Here is a 16,881-nt window from a genome sequence, read left to right as displayed (position 1 = left end):
CGCGCTCGCCCCTCCGGTTTCGTGTGTTGCTTGGTTTTACCAAGTTCCAGCTTGGAAAGTCCAACGACATGTCTAGACTGCGTCGCATGTCACCTCGCCGAAGCTACGACCAGTACTGTTCCACCGCGCGCGCCCTCGACGTCGTCGGCGACCGCTGGACCCTCCTGATCGTCCGCGAACTGCTGGCCGGCCCGCGCCGCTACACGGACCTGCACGCGGATCTCCCGGGCGTCAGCACGGACGTACTGGCCTCCCGGCTGAAGGACATGGAGCGCGAGGAGCTGACGACCCGGCGCCGGCTGCCTCCGCCCGGTGCCGCGTACGTCTACGAACTCACCGCCCGGGGACGGCAGTTGCTGCCGGTCCTCCAGGCGCTGGGGGAGTGGGGCGCCCCCGAGCTGACCGAGCGCCGTGCCACGGACGCCGTCCGCGCCCACTGGTTCGCACTGCCGCTGCTGCGCGGGCTGGAGGGCGTGAGTGGCGGGGGACTCGTCGAAGTCCGGCTGGAGGAGGGCGAGTTCCATCTGTACGTCGGTGCCGAGGACGTTCCAGTGTACGGGGCCGGGCCCGCCCCCGAGGAGCCCGACGCCCGGCTGTCGATGGACACCGGCACCTGCGCGGCGGTCGGCCGGGGGGACGTGAGCGTGCTGGACGCGGTCCGGGGCGGACGTATCGAGGTGACCGGCGAGGGGACGCTCGCCAAGGCCCTGCGCGAGGCGTGAGACGCGGGACCGGGGTCAGGAACGGGACATGCCCGCCGCGTACTGCCGTGCGCGGCGGGCATGTTGACAAACCGTCAGAGTTTGCTCAGGCCCCCGGCGGGACCTGCCTCGGCCGGCCCGAGCCACGCGTCAGGGCGTAGCCGCCGACGCCCGCCAGGGCCGCCAGCACGCCGCCGATCGCCGTCCAGACCCAGCGGTCGGACCACCAGCCGGAGGCCCAGCCGTCGTCGGGCTCGATGCTCGACAGCACGGCGGATGTCGTCGAACTGTCCTCCGTGTCCTCGGAGTTCTCGGACTTGACCGCGATCCCGGGCACCAGCGGCTCGGCCAGCGAACCGTCCACGGCCGCCGAACCGCCGATGTCCTTGGAGTCGACCCGCAGTTCGGCCTCGACCGGGAGGCCGAGGTCGGAGGTCGGGAGGTTCACGGCCGTCAGACGGACGTAATACGTGCCCGGCAGCGGGTCGTTGGCCCACTGCTCCGACCAGGCCCTGACCGTGCGCAGCGTGCACGCCAGCTCCACGGAGGCGACGCCCGCGGCGGCGGTGCGGGTCTGGGCGCCGTACTGGCAGGCCTGACGGCGCCGCAGACCGTCGTACACGTCGAGCTGCCACGCCTCGGACGCGTGGGTGTCCGGGAGCTTCACCGTCGCTTTGACGGTGGGACGTTGACCGGCGTCGGCGGGGAACGACCAGTACAGGTAGTCGCCCGCCGAGCCGCTCGCGGTGGCCTGCTGCCCCTGGTCGATCTCCGTCGCCGTACGGAACGACGTGCCCGCCGAGGTGGGGGCCGAGCTGTCGTCCGAGGGGCTCGCGGAGGGCGTCTCGTCGGCGACGGCCGGGGTGACGGCAAGCCCCAACAGGAGCAAGGTCGAGCCCAACACGCGGGTGCCGCACATCAGTTGCTTGTTGAGAGCACGCATCAGTTGGTCCTCCAGACCGCGAGCCGCCAACGAGAGATCCAGCCCCACAGGACGCCCGTGAGGAAGCCGACCAGGACGAGTGCGCCCAGCAGCCACCAGCCACGGCCGAGGCCGAAGGAGGCCACATCGCTCGCCTGACTCGGACCGTCGACGACGTCGACGGTCAGTTCGAGCGGCAGACCGGGCGTGGACGCCACACCGCTCGCCGCCGAGAAGGAGTTGGTGACCTGGAGACACACGGTCTCGGTGGCCGTCTGCTCGGCGTCGTCCTCGTTGTCGGCCTCCGCCTTCGCATAGCGCAGACCCGTCGAGATGACATCGGTACGGCCGGTGCCGTTGCCCTCGCCGCGCACGATCTCGCGGCCCTTCGCGGTCATCGCCCGCAGCAGCACCCCGTAGTCGGGGTTGACGGCCCGGTCGGCCGACACGCTCACCGAGGCCCGCAGTTCCTGCCCCGGCTGGACCTCGACCTTGTACCAGCGCTGCTGCCCGAACTCCTCGCGGTCCGTGTACAGACCGGACTTCACCGGCGGGGCGTTCGTGCACCCGGCGGCGCCCTCGACGGCCACCGGCGTCACCACCGGGTCGGCGGCGCGGACAACCAACTGGTTTACCTTGTCGGCGAGTTCGTCGGTGTGCTCGACCGACGTGTACGTCCCGCCGGTCGCCTCCGCGATACAGCTCAGCTGCTGCCGCATCTTGGTGTTCGGGACCAGACCGAGGGTGTCGATGGTGAGACCGATGCCCTTGGCCGCGATCTCCCGGGCCACCTCGCACGGGTCGAGCGGTGCGCAGGTGTCCTCGCCGTCACTGATCAGCACGATGCGCTTGGTGCCCTCGCCGCCGTCGAGGTCGTCGGCGGCCTTCAGCAGGGCGGGGCCGATCGGCGTCCAGCCGGTGGGCGTGAGCGTCGCGACGGCCGTCTTGGCCTCGGTGCGGTCGAGCGGGCCCACCGGATAGAGCTGCGCGGTGTCCTTGCAGCCCTCCTTGCGGTCGTCGCCCGGGTAGTTGGCGCCCAGCGTGCGGATACCGAGCTGGACCTCCTCGGGGGTCGCGTCGAGCACCTCGTTGAACGCCTGCTTCGCCGCGGCCATCCGCGACTGCCCGTCGATGTCCTTCGCCCGCATCGAACCACTGACGTCGAGAAGGAGGTTGACCTTGGGCGCGAGTGCGGTGGTTTCGTCGGCGACGGCTCCGGCCGGGACCGCGATCCCGGCCGCCAGGGCGGCGAGCAGGGCACAGGCGCCCACCGCCAGCCGTTGTCTTGTGATCATCGACGGATCCTATTGACCCAGGGCGACGCGCTTCAAAACGGGTCCCGTCAGTCGCCCGCCGGCTTGACTTCCCCCAGGGGATTGGGGAGTTGGGTCCACTGGTCCCCGGGCGTCTCCGGCGACAACCGCATCAGCGTCAACGCCTTGGTGGGCAGGGGCTGTTCGAGCAGCGCGAGCAGATCGGGCGTGCGCGGCAGCCCTCGTACGGCCGCTTCCAGCGCCTCCCGGAGTGCCGCCTCCGAACCGGCGGTCGCGCCCAGCGCCCCCGCCACCAGCGAGCCGAACAGCTTGCGGCGCAGAGTGGGTTCGTCGTCGGTGACGATCCGTCCGGTCAGCTGCGGCGCCGGAATGCCGTGCCGGGCCAGCCGGGCCGGGCTGACGCGGATGTCGGCGAGGTCGCGGTAGACCAGCCGCAGCGGGTCCCCGTCCGCCGACAGCACGACGAGCAGGTTCTGGCCGTGCGCCTCCAGGGCGACGCCCAGATCGAGCAGGCGCAGACCGACGGTGAGGGCGAGACGTGTGAACTCGGCCAGCCAGGAGGGGGATCGGTGGAGTCCCGTGGCGGCGAGTGCCCCGACGGGAACGACCCGCTCGCCCGCCACCACGTCCGCGTACTGGTCCGGCGGCTCCCGCAACACCGCCGCCAGATCGGGCGAGTTGGCGGTGACCGCGCCCAGCGTGCGGGTGATGTGCAGCAGTCCGTCGAGACGCGCGGCCATCGACTCCATGAACGCCGACACCGTCGCCGCCGTCTCGATCGAGTACGGGGAGATGTCCCGTACCGAGGAGGTGAGCCGGGCGCTCAACGCCGTCTTGAGATGCGGGCCCCCGTCCGGGAGGGCGAGGCTGCGCAGGGACATCAGGGGATGCGTCGACAGCTTGCCCCTGCCGGGGAGTTGGAGCACATGCGCCGACTGCCAGGGGTGCACCGGGATCAGCGGACGCTCCCCGTCCCACAGCCACTCGGGCCACTCGCCCCGCACGGCACAGTCGTCCGCCGCCACCAGCGCCAGCTCCACGACCGGCCGGTGCTCGGGCCCGTACGCGAGCTGCTCGGCCACCGAGAACCCGGGCCGGGAACGGCAGTTGGGGTGGAAGGGATGCCCGTCGACGACCCGCTGCTCCCACTCCCAGCTCGCCGGAGGGGCAGGCAGGGAGCCGTCCTGGTTCGCGCGGGAGAGCGCCAACGAGGCGACGCTGTGGCCCAGTTCGGCCGCGAAGGCGGGACCGTGCGGGACGGCCAGGTCCGTCATCAGCCGCGCCGGATCGTCGTACGAGACCCTCCCGAGCCGTACGGCGGTCACGCGGCCGTCGACGGCGTACGGATCGGCGTACGGGCCCTCCAGACGGCGGCCGTCCGCCAGCAGAAGACCCGCCCCGCCCTCGCGGCGCACGATCCACGGCAGCGGCTCATGGACGAGCGCCCGCCACAGACGGGTCAGTACGGCGGCCCGCGCGCCGGGCAGCTCGGCCGCGTACCGCGACGCGAGGTCCGGGCGTACGGCGGCCAGTTCGTCGGCGACCTCGGCCTCTGCGCTGGAGGGACGGTGCACGGCGGGCTCCTCAGGTGCGGGTTTGGGTGCGGGTATGTGCTGGTGAGCGGGTGGGCCGACGACAGACATACTGATCGTCAGTGCACCGCGGGAAACCGCACCGTAGGGAAGCACCGTAAGAAACGAGGGAACGCGTGGACCCCACCATGCCCCCCACCGCACCCCCGGACGTGCCCGCGCACGACGGCACCGGAGGGCGTGCCGACGCCTACGCGACCGCGCCCCTGCTCAACTGTCTGCTCCGGGAAGTGGCACAGCCGGTCCCCGGCACCGGCGAGCCGCACGTGTACCGGCTGCCGAGCGGACAGCGCCTGCTACGCGTGAACGGTGCACGGCGGCCCGCCGCGCCCGAGGTGAACACGGGCGACGGCACCTGGCACCCGGTCGGCCACGCCGAACTCGTCAAGCTCGTGGCCGAGGAACTCCAGGCGCACACCGGCCTCTCCAACCCCGAGCTGCCCGCCGAGATGGCCGACAGCCGGGACGCGGTCGCCGCGCTGCTCACCGCCCGCGACCTGGCCATCCCGCCCGACGACCCGTACCGCCGCTCCGAGCAGTCCCTCCTCACCGGGCACCCCTACCATCCGGCGCCCAAGGCGCGCGGTGGCGGCCCGGTCGCGGGCTGGCTGCCGTACGCGCCCGAGGCGTACGCCGCCTTCCCGCTGGTGCTGCTCGGCGTGCGAGAGGACGCGGTCGCCGAGGAGGGCGACGTATCCGCCTTGGACGCCTTCGGCACGGCCCCGCCCGGCTACCGGCTGCTGCCCGCCCACCCCTGGCAGCTCGACCTCGTCGGCCCGAGCCTGACGGACGCCTTCGCGGACGGTCGGCTGATCCGGCTCGGCACGACCACGTCCGACACCTGGCCCACGGCCGCCATCCGCACGCTGTACGCGCCCGAGCACGACCTCTTCGTCAAGTTCAGCCTCGACGTCCGCATCACCAACGACGTACGCCGGCTCTGGCGCCACGACCTGCTGACACTGCGCCGCACGGACGCGGCGGTCGTCGCCGCGGCCGAGGGCCGGCCGGTCTGGCTCAGCGACCGGGGCTACCGCACCGCCGACTTCGCCTTCGAGGAGCTGGCGGTCCTGGTCCGAGACGGCCTGCGCGACCACGTCGTCCCCGGCGCCACCCCGCTGCTCGCCGCCGCGCTGGTCGAGGGCTTCGACGGCAACCCGCTCGACGGGCTCGCCGACCCGGCCGCCTGGTGGACGGCGTATCTGCGCTGTGCCGTGCCACCGGTCGTCGAACTGTTCGCGCGTTCCGGCGTCGTCATCGAGGCCCACCTCCAGAACTGCCTGATCGCGGTCGACGCCCACGGAACCCCGGTACAGGCCCTGTACCGGGACGCGGAGGGCGTGAAGCTGGTGCCGGACGTGACACGGGCGGCGGGCTGGGAGCGGCTCGTGTACTGCCTGGTCGTCAACCACCTCACGGAGGTCGCGGAGGTGCTGCGGGAACGCCACCCGGGCTTCGACCCCTGGCAGGCCGTACGCCGGGAGCTGTCCCGCCACGGCCTTCCCGAGGCCGCCGAGTTGCTCGCCGCGCCCACGCTCCCCGGAAAGACGAACCTGTTGCTGCGCTGGACGGGCGCGGACGGGGCCGACGCCCGCTATCTGCCGTTGCGGAATCCGCTGGCGGAGTGAACCGGTGGGGCGGAGGGGAACCGTTCCGGACCCGGTGACGTCATGAGCGAGACATCTAGACTGATGGCCGGTATTGGGGAGACTTGCGGCTGATTGTGGCCGCTCGACGGGGGGATGGGGGAGTCATGAAACCGCTCGGAGCAGGTGATCCCACCTCTGTCGGGGAGGGCAGATACCGGCTGGTCGGACGGCTCGGCCAGGGCGGCATGGGCGTCGTCTACTTCGGCCGGTCGCGGTCGGGCCGGGCGGTGGCCGTCAAGGTCGTACGGCCCGAACTGAGCACGGAACCGGGCTTCCGGCGCAGATTCGCCGACGAGGTGGCCGCGGCCCGCCGTGTCGGCGGCTTCCACACCGCGCCGGTCGTGGACGCCGACCCGGAGGGCGACCCGGCCTGGCTGGTGACGGCCTACGTACCCGGTCCCACGCTGCGGGACGTGCTCGACCAGGTGGGCCCCCTGCCCGCGGACACGCTCACCGTGCTGGCCGCCGGGCTCGCCGAGGCGCTGGCCGCCATCCACCAGGCCGGGGTCATCCACCGCGATCTGAAACCCGCCAACATCATCGTCGCGGAGGACGGTCCCCGGGTCATCGACTTCGGCATCGCACGCGCCCTCGACGGTACGGCCCTCACCCAGACCGGGTTCCAGATCGGCACCCTCGGCTTCCTCGCGCCGGAGCAGCTCACCGGCGGCACGCTCACTCCCGCGGTGGACATGTTCGCCCTGGGCGTGGTGCTCAGCCAGGCGGCGGGCCACGCTCCCTTCGGCGACGGGGCGTCGGCCGCCTGGCCCTACCGCGTCGTCCACGAACAGCCGGACCTCACGGGCCTTCCCGGCGGGCTGCGCGAACTGGTCGCGGCCTGCCTGGCCAAGGACCCGCTCGACCGCCCCGGCCCGTGGGAGTTCCTCGACCAGCTCACGGTCCGGCACCCGTCGGACACCTGGCTCCCGGCCGAGGCGACCGCGCTCCTGCGGAGACAGGCCCCGGCGGCGGACCGCCCGTCTCCGGCATCCACATCCACCGACCCGCGCGCGGGTGCGTTCGGGCCGCCGCCGGTCGCCTACGGGCAGGCATCGGCCACGGACCCGCGTACGGCGGTGTCCGGTCCGCCGCTGGGCGCCGATGGGCAGCCCCTGGCGCCGGACCGGCGTGCGACGGTGTCAGCGCTGCCCCCGGTTGCCGATGGGCGGGCACTGGCCGGTGACCAGCGTGCGTCGGCGTCCGCGCCGCCGCCGGTCGCTGATCGACAGTCCGTGGCCACCGATCCGCAGTCCTTGACCACCGATCCGCGTACGGCGGTCTCCGGGCCGTCGCTGGGCGCCGATGGACAGCCCCTGGCGATGGATCAGCGCGCGACGGTTTCCGGGCCGCCTCCGGGCGCCGACGGACCGGCCTTGGCGATGGATCAGCGCGCGACCGTCTCCGCGCCGCCCCCGGGCGCCGAACGGCGGCCAATGGCCACCGACCCGCACTCCGCCACGTCTGCGTCCGCCGAGGGCCGGGCCGTGGCCGCCTACCCCCGGACCGACCAGTCGCCGCCCGGCCCCGGCTTCGGGCCGCCGCCGGACGTCACGTCCGTACAGCCGCCCGGAGGGTTCGTCCCGTCCGGCGGTGCCGGGGCGCGGCGTGGGCGTCGAGGGACGGTCGCCCTGGCGGCGCTGCTGGTCGCGGCGGCCGTCGCGGGGCTGCTCGTGTGGCATCCCTGGACCGGTTCCGGCGAGCCCGGAGCCGACAAGGCCGGCGGAGCCTCGCCGTCGCCCCGGAGTTCGGCCCCCGCCGCGTTCCCCGACGACCCGTTGCTGGTCCGGCTGGACACCGAACCCGGATCGGCGGACTGCCACAGCGTGATCGGCCGCCGCGACTCCACCAAGGACAACCCCGAACAGCTGATCGACGGGACCTGCGACGCCCTCCCGCAGTGGTCCCCCGACCACAAGTCGTTCGCGTTCACCCGTAAGACGTCGGAAGGGTCCGCCGTGTGGACGGCGAACGCGGACGGTACCGATGTCCGCAAGGTCGCCGACATCTCGGGCGGCCGGGTCTCCTGGTCCCCGGACGGCGAGCGACTGGCCGTCCTGCGCCGCGACGCGGACGGTGTGCAGCAACTGTTCGCCGTGAACGTCTCGGACGGCTCCGCGCAGCAACTGACCACCGGCACCGGGAAGGTGGACGACCCGGCCTGGTCCCCCAACGGCAAGCTCATCGCCGTCTGCCTGCAGAAGACGTCGGGCTGGCAGGTCCACGTCGTCGATCCGGCGCAGCCGGGCGCCGAACCCCGGCAGGTGACCCACCAGTCCCGGCGGGCGCTGGACCCCGTCTGGTCCCCGGACGGCCGCTACTTCGCGTACACCGCCGGAGCACCCGACGAGGGGACGGGGGGCGACATCCACATCACCAAGACCGACGGCAGCGGCGACAGGGCACTGGTGCGGACGGCCGCCCAGGAGATGGACCCGGTCTGGTCACCGGACGGCAAGTGGGTGGCCTTCGTGCGGGGGCCGTTCGACCGGCCGGCGATCTGGGCGATCCGCGCGGACGGCACGGGCGCCCGCAAGCTCACCACCGGCAGCACACCGGAGGGGCACCCTTCCTGGCGCTGAGGTCGGCGCCGAGAAACGCCGTAGTGGCTGTCACACCTGATCACTATGCTCGCGGCATGAGAGAGGTCACGGCAACCCGCTACGTAGAGCCCCTGAGGTCGGGCGGTTCCGTCCCCGGCGTGGTCGAGGCCGACGACCTCGGCACCTACGTCGTGAAGTTCACCGGCTCCGCGCAGGGCCGCAAGGCACTGGTCGCCGAAGTGATCGTCGGAGAGCTGTCCCGCGCCCTGGGACTGCGCTTCCCCGAACTCGTCCTCGTGCACTTCGACCCGGCGATCGCCGACGAGGAACCCCACCAGGAAGTACGGGACCTGCACAGCGCCAGCGCAGGCCTGAACCTCGGCATGGACTATCTGCCGGGCGCGCGGGACTTCACCCCGGAGGTCGCCGCGAACTGCACGGTCGACCCGCTGGAGGCAGGGAAGATCATCTGGCTCGACGCACTGACCGTCAACGTCGACCGTACGGTCCACAGCTCCAACCTGATGATCTGGCCGACGCTCGGCATCGCGCCCCCGCGCCTGTGGCTCATCGACCACGGCGCCGCCCTCGTCTTCCACCACCGCTGGGACGGCGCCGACCCCGCGAAGGCCTACGACTTCCGCCACCACGCCCTCGGCCACTACACCCCGGACACCCGGGCCGCCGACACCGAACTGGCTCCCCGGGTGACCGAGGACCTACTGCGCGGCATCGCGGCCGAGGTACCGGACGCCTGGCTGGCAGGCGAACCGGGCTTCGCGACACCGGACGACGTCAGAGAGGCGTACGTCGGCTACCTGCACGCGCGTGTGCGGGCCTCGGCGGCCTGGCTGCCCACCGACTTCCCCACCCGGGAGGAACTCGCCGCCGAGGAGGCCCTCCGGGCGGCGAAGACACAGCGAGACCGCCCGAGTTGGCTCAAGCGGGTCCCCGACCTGCACGGCAAGCCGGCGGCGGAACAGGATTGGTCGGTGCATCTCGGATGAGCCCCCACGCACCCGTCGTACAGATCGAGTACTGCACCCAGTGCCGTTGGCTGCCCCGCGCGGCCTGGCTGGCACAGGAGCTGCTCACCACCTTCGAGACGGAGCTGGGCGAGCTGTCGCTCAAGCCCGGCACGGGCGGCGTGTTCGTCGTCCGGGTCGACGGCGAGGTGGTCTGGGACCGCAAGGAACAGGGCTTCCCGGAGCCCACGGCCGTGAAGCAGGTCGTACGCGACCGAGTGGCCCCGGGAAGGTCCCTGGGCCACTCGGACAAGGTCTCTCAGGAGGACGTCAGCCCTTGAGCTGCTCGTACGCCGGCAGGGTCAGGAAGTCCGCGTAGTCGGCGTCGAGGGCGACCGTGAGCAGCAGGTCGTGGGCCTGCTGCCAGTGGCCGGCCGTGAAGGCATCCTCGCCGATCTCGGCGCGGATGTTCGCGAGTTCCTCGGCGGCGATCTTGCGGGCCAGCTCCGGGGTGGCCTTCTCGCCGTTCTCGAACTCGACGTCCGCGTTGATCCACTGCCAGATCTGGGAGCGCGAGATCTCGGCGGTGGCCGCGTCCTCCATCAGGTTGAAGATGGCGACCGCGCCGAGCCCGCGCAGCCACGCCTCGATGTAACGGATGCCCACCTGCACGGCGTTGACGAGCCCGTCGTACGTCGGCTTCGCCTTCAGCGAGTCGACGGCGATCAGGTCGGCGGCCTCGACGTGGACGTCCTCGCGGAGGCGGTCCTTCTGGTTCGGCCGGTCGCCGAGGACCGCGTCGAAGGAAGCCAGGGCGATCGGGACGAGGTCGGGGTGGGCGACCCAGGAGCCGTCGAAACCGTCCCCGGCCTCACGGTCCTTGTCGGCCTTGACCTTCTCGAAGGCGACCTTGTTGACCTCTTCGTCGCGCCGGGACGGGATGAACGCCGCCATCCCGCCGATCGCGTGCGCGCCCCGCTTGTGGCAGGTGCGGACGAGGAGTTCGGTGTACGCGCGCATGAACGGGGCGGTCATCGTCACGGCGTTGCGGTCCGGGAGGACGAACTTGGCGCCGCCGTCACGGAAGTTCTTCACGATGGAGAACAGGTAGTCCCAGCGGCCCGCGTTCAACCCCGAGGCGTGGTCGCGGAGTTCGTAGAGGATCTCCTCCATCTCGTACGCGGCCGTGATCGTCTCGATGAGGACGGTCGCGCGGACCGTGCCCTGCGGGATACCGACGTAGTCCTGCGCGAAGACGAACACCTCGTTCCACAGCCGGGCTTCGAGGTGCGACTCGGTCTTGGGGAGGTAGAAGTACGGGCCCTTCCCGAGGTCGAGGAGCCGCTGCGCGTTGTGGAAGAAGTAGAGGCCGAAGTCGACCAGGGCGCCGGGCACTTGCTCCCCGTCGACCTGGAGGTGGCGCTCGTTCAGGTGCCAGCCACGGGGCCGCATGACGACGGTCGCGAGTTCGGCATCGGCCTTGAGGGCGTACGACTTGCCGCTCTTCGGGTCGGTGAAGTCGATGTTCCGGGTGTAGGCGTCGGCCAGGTTGACCTGCCCGAGGACCACGTTCTCCCAGGTCGGCGCGGAGGCGTCCTCGAAGTCCGCGAGCCAGATCTTGGCGCCCGAGTTGAGGGCGTTGATCGTCATCTTGCGGTCGGTCGGGCCGGTGATCTCGACCCGCCGGTCGTTCAGCGCGGCGGGCGACTCGGCGACCCGCCAGGAGTCGTCGGCGCGGATCGCGGCCGTCTCGGGGAGGAAGTCGAGGGTCGAGGTGCGGGCGATCTCGGCGCGGCGCTCCGCACGGCGCGCGAGCAGCTCGTCACGCCGGGGTGTGAACCGCCGGTGCAGCTCGGCCACGAAGGCCAGCGCCGCGTCGGTGAGCACCTCCTCCTGCCGGGGCAGGGGCTCGGCGTCGACGATGGCCAGCGGGGACGGCGCTGGTGCGGACATGAGCGGTCACTTCCTTCAGCGGGCTGGGCTGTGGGTTGCTGGGTGCTGCTTGGAACGGGTGTTTCTGCTGAACGGATGCTAGTTTCCTCATCGTGGAAGTTCAATAATTTGTTGATGTCGAGATTCTCTACTCCAGCCGGTCCAGGTCGGCCGCCGTGTCGATGTCGTACGGCTGTGCCACGTCACCGCACTCGACGAGGGTGAGCGCGTCGCCGTGGGCCTTGAGATAGTCCCGCGCGCCCCGGTCCCCGACCGCGACCGCCGCGACACCCGCCCAGCGCGCGGCGCCGAACAGCACCGGATGGCCGCGCGTTCCCCCGTACGAGGCCGCCGCGAGGGACTCCTCGGACGTATGGGCGGCGAGGACGCGGGCCATGGCCTCCGGTCCGATGCCCGGCTGGTCGACCAGCGAGACGAGGGCCGCGCTGGCCGACGTGGCCCGCAGGGACGTCAGCCCGGCCCGCAGCGAGGAGCCCATGCCCTCCGTCCACTCCGGGTTGTCGATCAGGACGCACCCGGGTAGGACGGCCCGCTTCCGTACGTCGTCGGCCTGCGCCCCGAGGACGACATGGATCGGATCGCAGCCCGCCGTACGCAGGGCGTCGGCCGCGTGTTCGACGAGGAGGCGTCCGCGGTGTTCGAGAAGGGCCTTGGGGTGTCCGCCGAGCCGTCGCCCCCCGCCCGCCGCGAGCAGCAGCCCCGCCACCTGGTCCGGTACCTGGTCCGGCTTCTCCGTCATGCCTCCTGCATACCTGACGCGGAGGCGAACCGGCGGTGTTCACGGACGTTCGCGGGCTGAATTTCGGCCCATGGTGTGGCGCCTGTCGCGCGGGTGGCGTTTACTGTCCCGCGTCCCCGGCGCCCGACCAGCGCGATGGGGGCGTGCGGGGCGTGTCTGGGGGCCGTGGGGGAGCTGTGTTGCGGAGCTTGGGGCAGAGGTCGGTGACCGGCAGCGACGAGGATCCGAGAGTGGCGGAGTTGCGGACCGCGGTGTCCCGGCTGCGCCGCGAACTCGCCGCGCACCCGGCCGAGTTCCCCGACCGTGGCATCGCCGAGGACGAACTGGCCTCCCTGGCCGCGATGGCCATCACCGGCCGCCCCGAAATCCCGCGCCTGCGCCGCTCGTTACTCCTGGTCGTCGGCGCGATCGGCTCGGTCAGTGCGCTGGCTCGGGGGCTGTCGGAGGTGCGGGCGGCGGTGGAGCTGTTCGGGGACCAGCGGCGCTGAGAACTCCGTTGGACGGGTGGTTTGTACGCCGCGGGCCGGTGGGGGCTGGTCGCGCAGTTCCCCGCGCCCCTTTGGGGCGCTGTGCTGCGCCGGGGTTCGTCGAGCCGCTGGGTGGGCGGGTCGTTTGCTGCGGGCCCGGTGGGGGCTGGTCGCGCCCCGCGGCGGAGCCGCAGATCGACACAGCCCCGCGCCCCCTTTGGGGCGCTGTGGCGCACCCGAGATCAGTGCGCGGGGCTGCCCGAGCTGGCCAGTGCCTCCGACAGTTCCGTGGCGACCTGCTTCAGTACGGGGACGATCTTCTCCGTCGCCTCCTCCGTGACCCGGCCCGCCGGGCCCGAGATCGAGATCGCGGCGGCGGTGGGGGAGTTGGGCACGGAGACCGCGAGACAGCGGACGCCGATCTCCTGCTCGTTGTCGTCGACCGCGAAGCCGAGTCGGCGCACGTCCTCCAGAGCGGTCAGGAAGTCGTCCGGGGTCGTGATCGTCTTGTCCGTCGCGGCCGGCATGCCCGTACGGGCGAGCAGGGCACGCACCTCGTCCGGCGGGACATCGGCGAGCAGGGCCTTGCCGACGCCGGTGGAGTGCGGCAGGACGCGTCGGCCGACCTCTGTGAACATGCGCATCGAGTGCTTGGACGGGACCTGCGCCACGTACACGATCTCGTCGCCGTCCAGGAGCGCCATGTTCGCCGTCTCGCCGGTCTCCTCGACCAGCCGGGCCAGATAGGGGCGGGCCCAGGTGCCGAGCAGCCGGGACGCGGACTCGCCGAGGCGGATGAGGCGCGGGCCGAGCGCGTACCGGCGGTTGGGCTGCTGTCGGACGTAGCCGCAGACCACGAGCGTGCGCATGAGCCGGTGGATGGTGGGCAGCGGCAGTCCGCTGCTCACGGAGAGTTCGCTCAGGCCGACCTCACCGCCCGCGTCGGCCATGCGCTCCAGCAGATCGAAGGCACGCTCCAGGGACTGCACACCACCGCTGGCGGCGGCGGGTTTGGCGGCGTCGGTGGAGCTGGCGCTGGGCGTCGGCACGGCGCGTTCCTTTCACGGCTGACAGGCGATGATGCAGCCTACCGGGCGGTTGCTTGACGGCCTGCTTGTATGTGGCTACGTTCTGATTTCTGGAACTGTAATTCCGTTCTGTGGAAACATCCAGGTTGTCGCCGGGGTCACTCTTGACGGTATGAGGTGGGCGGTGAAGACTCCTTCAACAGAACGTTGAATTCCGTTACGTGGAAGTTAACGGCGGGATTCACGGTGGCAGAGAGGGGTCTCCGAGTGTCCGACGTCGAACTGGTGTTGCGCTCGACGCGCGTCATCACGCCCGAGGGGACGCGCGCGGCCACGGTCGCGGTCGCCGACGGCCGGATCACGGCCGTACTCCCGTACGAGGCCGAGGTGCCGCCCGGCGCGCGCCTGGAGGACTTCGGCGACGACGTCCTGCTGCCCGGACTGGTCGACACCCACGTGCATGTCAACGACCCCGGCCGCACCGAGTGGGAGGGCTTCTGGACCGCCACGCGCGCGGCGGCGGCCGGTGGCATCACCACCCTCGTCGACATGCCCCTCAACTCCCTCCCGCCGACGACGACGGTCGACCACCTCCGTACGAAGCGGGAAGTGGCCGCCTCCAAGGCGCACATCGACGTCGGGTTCTGGGGCGGCGCGCTGCCCGACAACGTCAAGGACCTGCACCCGCTGCACGACGCCGGGGTCTTCGGCTTCAAGGCGTTCCTGTCGCCGTCCGGCGTGGACGAGTTCCCGCACCTCGACCAGGACCAACTGGCCCTGTCGCTGGCCGAGATCGCCGGCTTCGGCGGACTGCTGATCGTGCACGCCGAGGACCCGCACCACCTCGACACGGCCCCCCAGCAGGGCGGCCCCGAGTACGCACACTTCCTCGCCTCGCGCCCGCGCGGCGCGGAGGACAAGGCCATCGCGAACCTGATCGAACAGGCGAAGCGGCTGCACGCGCGCGTGCACGTGCTGCACCTGTCGTCGAGCGACGCGCTGCCACTGATCGCCGAGGCGAAGGCGGAGGGCGTGCGGATCACGGTGGAGACGTGCCCGCACTACCTGACCCTCACCGCCGAGGAAGTCCCCGACGGGGCCAGCGAGTTCAAGTGCTGCCCGCCCATCCGTGAGGCCGCCAACCAGGACCTGCTGTGGCAGGCGCTCGCCGACGGCACGATCGACTGCGTGGTCACCGACCACTCGCCGTCCACCGCCGACCTCAAGACCGCCGACTTCGCGACGGCGTGGGGCGGCATCTCGGGGCTCCAGCTGAGCCTCGCGGCGGTGTGGACGGAGGCGCGGGGGAGGGGTCACTCCCTGGAGGACGTCGTGCGCTGGATGTCCACGCGTACGGCCGCCCTGGTGGGCCTCGACGCACGCAAGGGCGCGATCGAGGCGGGCCGCGACGCCGACTTCGCGGTGCTCGCCCCGGACGAGACGTTCACCGTGGACCCGGCAGCCCTCCAGCACCGCAACCGCGTGACGGCGTACGCGGGCAAGACCCTCACCGGTGTCGTCAAGTCGACATGGCTGCGCGGCGAACGCATCGTGGCGGAGGGCGAGTTCACGGAACCGAAGGGACAACTCCTGACCCGCCCCCACTGATCCCAACCCATTCCTGCTTCCGCTTCCGCACCCGCAGCGGCCGACTCCGAAAGGCAGAACTGATCACCGTGACCGCGATTCCGAGCTTCACAGGCGACGCGAACCCGTACGGAGGCGGCGACCCGTACGCGGACTACCGCACCGCGGACTTCCCCTTCACCCAGTACGCCGACCTCGCCGACCGCCGTCTCGGAGCCGGGGTGATCGCCGCCAACGACGAGTTCTTCGCCCACCGCGAGAACATGCTCGTGCCCGGGCCCGCCGAGTTCGTGCCCGAGCACTTCGGCCACAAGGGCAAGGTCATGGACGGCTGGGAGACACGGCGCAGGCGCGGCGCGTCGGCGGAGCACCCGTGGCCGACGGCGGAGGACCACGACTGGGCCCTCGTCCGGCTCGGCGCGCCGGGTGTCGTACGGGGCATCGTGGTCGACACGGCCCACTTCCGCGGCAACTATCCGCAGGCGGTGTCTGTGGAGGGGGTGTCGGTGCCCGGCTCCCCGTCCCCCGAGGAGTTGCTTGCGGACGACGTGAAGTGGACGACGCTGGTACCGCGCACGAAGGTCGGCGGCCACGCGGCGAACGGCTTCGAGGTGTCGCTGGAGCAACGCTTCACGCACCTGCGCGTCAACCAACATCCCGACGGGGGCATCGCGCGCCTGCGGGTGTACGGCGAGGTCGTCCCCGACCCGGCGTGGCTGGCGGTGCTCGGCACCTTCGACGTGGTCGCCCTGGAAAACGGCGGTTGGGCCGAGGACGCGTCCAACCTCTTCTACTCACCGGCGTCGAACACCATTCAGCCCGGGCGGTCCCGCAAGATGGACGACGGCTGGGAGACGCGCCGCCGCCGAGACCAGGGCAACGACTGGATCCGCTACCGCCTGGTGGCCCGGTCGGAGATCCGGGCGATCGAGATCGACACGGCGTACCTGAAGGGGAACAGCGCGGGTTGGGCGACGGTGTCGCTCCGGGACGGCGAGAACGGCGACTGGACGGAGATCCTCCCGCGCACCCGCCTCCAGCCCGACACGAACCACCGCTTCGTCCTGCCGTCCCCGGCAACGGGCACCCACGCGCGCGTGGACATCTATCCGGACGGCGGGATCGCCCGGCTGCGGCTGTTCGGCTCGCTGACGGAGGAGGGGGCGGGGGGACTGGCGGCTCGGTATCAGGAGCTTGGGGGCTAGGGGGTTGGTCGTTCGGGGTGAGGGGAGGCGGCCGGCTGTCGGGGGGTCCTGCACCAGCCTTTCCTCGCCCCCGCCGCCCCTACCCGTTCCCATCCCCAGGGGCTCCGCCCCTTCGCCCCCACCAGGGGGCGAAGCCCCCTGGACCCCTGGCGGGGACTGCGTCCCCTGGACCCCTGGCGGGGACTGCGTCCCCTGGACCCCTGGCGGGGACTGCGTCCCCTGGACCCCTGGCGGGGACTGCGTCCCCTGGACCCCTGGC

General features: G+C 71.9%; 14 protein-coding genes. 8 read left to right on the top strand and 6 right to left on the bottom strand.

Annotation, left to right across the window (positions count from 1 at the left end; genetic code table 11):
• Nucleotides 1–86 precede the first annotated feature (86 nt).
• A complete protein-coding gene (locus ACFYXF_RS39600) occupies nucleotides 87–722 on the top strand; it encodes a winged helix-turn-helix transcriptional regulator (RefSeq protein ID WP_389356851.1) in 636 nt (211 codons plus the stop codon).
• 85 nt (nucleotides 723–807) lie between these two features.
• On the opposite strand, the gene ACFYXF_RS39595 is transcribed toward ACFYXF_RS39600, so the two are convergent.
• From ACFYXF_RS39595 to ACFYXF_RS39585, 3 genes are read right to left on the bottom strand one after another with little or no spacing between them, the layout of a single operon-like run.
• A complete protein-coding gene (locus ACFYXF_RS39595) occupies nucleotides 808–1,644 on the bottom strand; it encodes a hypothetical protein (protein WP_389356849.1) in 837 nt (278 codons plus the stop codon).
• Nucleotides 1,644–2,918 (bottom strand): VWA domain-containing protein, encoded by a 1,275-nt coding sequence (locus tag ACFYXF_RS39590; RefSeq protein WP_389356847.1) that lies wholly within the window; start codon nucleotides 2,916–2,918, stop codon nucleotides 1,644–1,646. Before ACFYXF_RS39590 ends, ACFYXF_RS39595 begins: the two co-directional genes overlap by 1 nt.
• Nucleotides 2,919–2,965: 47 nt before the next feature.
• Nucleotides 2,966–4,471 (bottom strand): IucA/IucC family protein, encoded by a 1,506-nt coding sequence (locus ACFYXF_RS39585; protein ID WP_389356844.1) that lies wholly within the window; start codon nucleotides 4,469–4,471, stop codon nucleotides 2,966–2,968.
• Nucleotides 4,472–4,617: 146 nt separating this feature from the next.
• Between ACFYXF_RS39585 and ACFYXF_RS39580 the strand changes: the two genes are divergently transcribed.
• The 4 genes from ACFYXF_RS39580 to ACFYXF_RS39565 all read left to right on the top strand — a co-directional run bounded on the left by ACFYXF_RS39580 (nucleotide 4,618) and on the right by ACFYXF_RS39565 (nucleotide 9,984).
• Nucleotides 4,618–6,117: an IucA/IucC family protein gene (locus ACFYXF_RS39580; RefSeq protein WP_389356842.1), complete on the top strand. Its 1,500-nt coding sequence runs from the start codon at nucleotides 4,618–4,620 to the stop codon at nucleotides 6,115–6,117.
• Between the two features lie 125 nt (nucleotides 6,118–6,242).
• Nucleotides 6,243–8,717, top strand: a complete 2,475-nt coding sequence (locus tag ACFYXF_RS39575) for a protein kinase (protein ID WP_389356840.1) — start codon at nucleotides 6,243–6,245, stop codon at nucleotides 8,715–8,717.
• 56 nt (nucleotides 8,718–8,773) lie between these two features.
• Complete coding sequence (locus ACFYXF_RS39570) at nucleotides 8,774–9,685, top strand: HipA family kinase (RefSeq protein WP_389356838.1); 912 nt, start codon at nucleotides 8,774–8,776, stop codon at nucleotides 9,683–9,685.
• Nucleotides 9,682–9,984 (top strand): SelT/SelW/SelH family protein, encoded by a 303-nt coding sequence (locus ACFYXF_RS39565; RefSeq protein WP_389356836.1) that lies wholly within the window; start codon nucleotides 9,682–9,684, stop codon nucleotides 9,982–9,984. The genes ACFYXF_RS39570 and ACFYXF_RS39565 overlap by 4 nt, the downstream gene beginning before the upstream one ends.
• Here the strand turns inward: ACFYXF_RS39565 and aceB are convergent.
• Together aceB and ACFYXF_RS39555 are read right to left on the bottom strand one after the other, a co-directional pair.
• Nucleotides 9,974–11,596: a malate synthase A gene (gene aceB / locus ACFYXF_RS39560; RefSeq protein ID WP_389356834.1), complete on the bottom strand. Its 1,623-nt coding sequence runs from the start codon at nucleotides 11,594–11,596 to the stop codon at nucleotides 9,974–9,976. The two genes, ACFYXF_RS39565 and aceB, sit on opposite strands and share 11 nt — an antisense overlap.
• A 127-nt stretch (nucleotides 11,597–11,723) precedes the next feature.
• On the bottom strand, nucleotides 11,724–12,335 hold the full coding sequence (locus ACFYXF_RS39555; RefSeq protein ID WP_389356832.1) for an NTP transferase domain-containing protein: 612 nt from the start codon (nucleotides 12,333–12,335) through the stop codon (nucleotides 11,724–11,726).
• A gap of 203 nt (nucleotides 12,336–12,538) precedes the next feature.
• On the opposite strand from ACFYXF_RS39555, the gene ACFYXF_RS39550 reads away from it, so the two are divergent.
• Nucleotides 12,539–12,823: a DUF5955 family protein gene (locus ACFYXF_RS39550; RefSeq protein ID WP_389357022.1), complete on the top strand. Its 285-nt coding sequence runs from the start codon at nucleotides 12,539–12,541 to the stop codon at nucleotides 12,821–12,823.
• A 221-nt stretch (nucleotides 12,824–13,044) separates the two neighbouring features.
• On the opposite strand, the gene ACFYXF_RS39545 is transcribed toward ACFYXF_RS39550, so the two are convergent.
• Complete coding sequence (locus ACFYXF_RS39545) at nucleotides 13,045–13,851, bottom strand: IclR family transcriptional regulator (RefSeq protein ID WP_389356830.1); 807 nt, start codon at nucleotides 13,849–13,851, stop codon at nucleotides 13,045–13,047.
• Between the two features lie 246 nt (nucleotides 13,852–14,097).
• On the opposite strand from ACFYXF_RS39545, the gene allB reads away from it, so the two are divergent.
• Nucleotides 14,098–15,438 carry an allantoinase AllB gene (gene allB / locus ACFYXF_RS39540; protein WP_389356828.1) on the top strand — a complete coding sequence of 447 codons (1,341 nt, stop codon included), beginning with the start codon at nucleotides 14,098–14,100 and terminating at the stop codon, nucleotides 15,436–15,438.
• A 68-nt stretch (nucleotides 15,439–15,506) separates the two neighbouring features.
• Nucleotides 15,507–16,622, top strand: a complete 1,116-nt coding sequence (gene alc, locus ACFYXF_RS39535; protein WP_389356826.1) for an allantoicase — start codon at nucleotides 15,507–15,509, stop codon at nucleotides 16,620–16,622.
• Nucleotides 16,623–16,881: the final 259 nt, after the last annotated feature.

This window comes from Streptomyces sp. NPDC002680, assembly GCF_042889145.1.
Classification (GTDB): Bacteria; Actinomycetota; Actinomycetes; order Streptomycetales; family Streptomycetaceae; genus Streptomyces; species Streptomyces adonidis.
The sequence above is the reverse complement of the archived record's forward strand: the minus strand, read 5'-3'. Positions and strand labels throughout refer to the sequence as shown.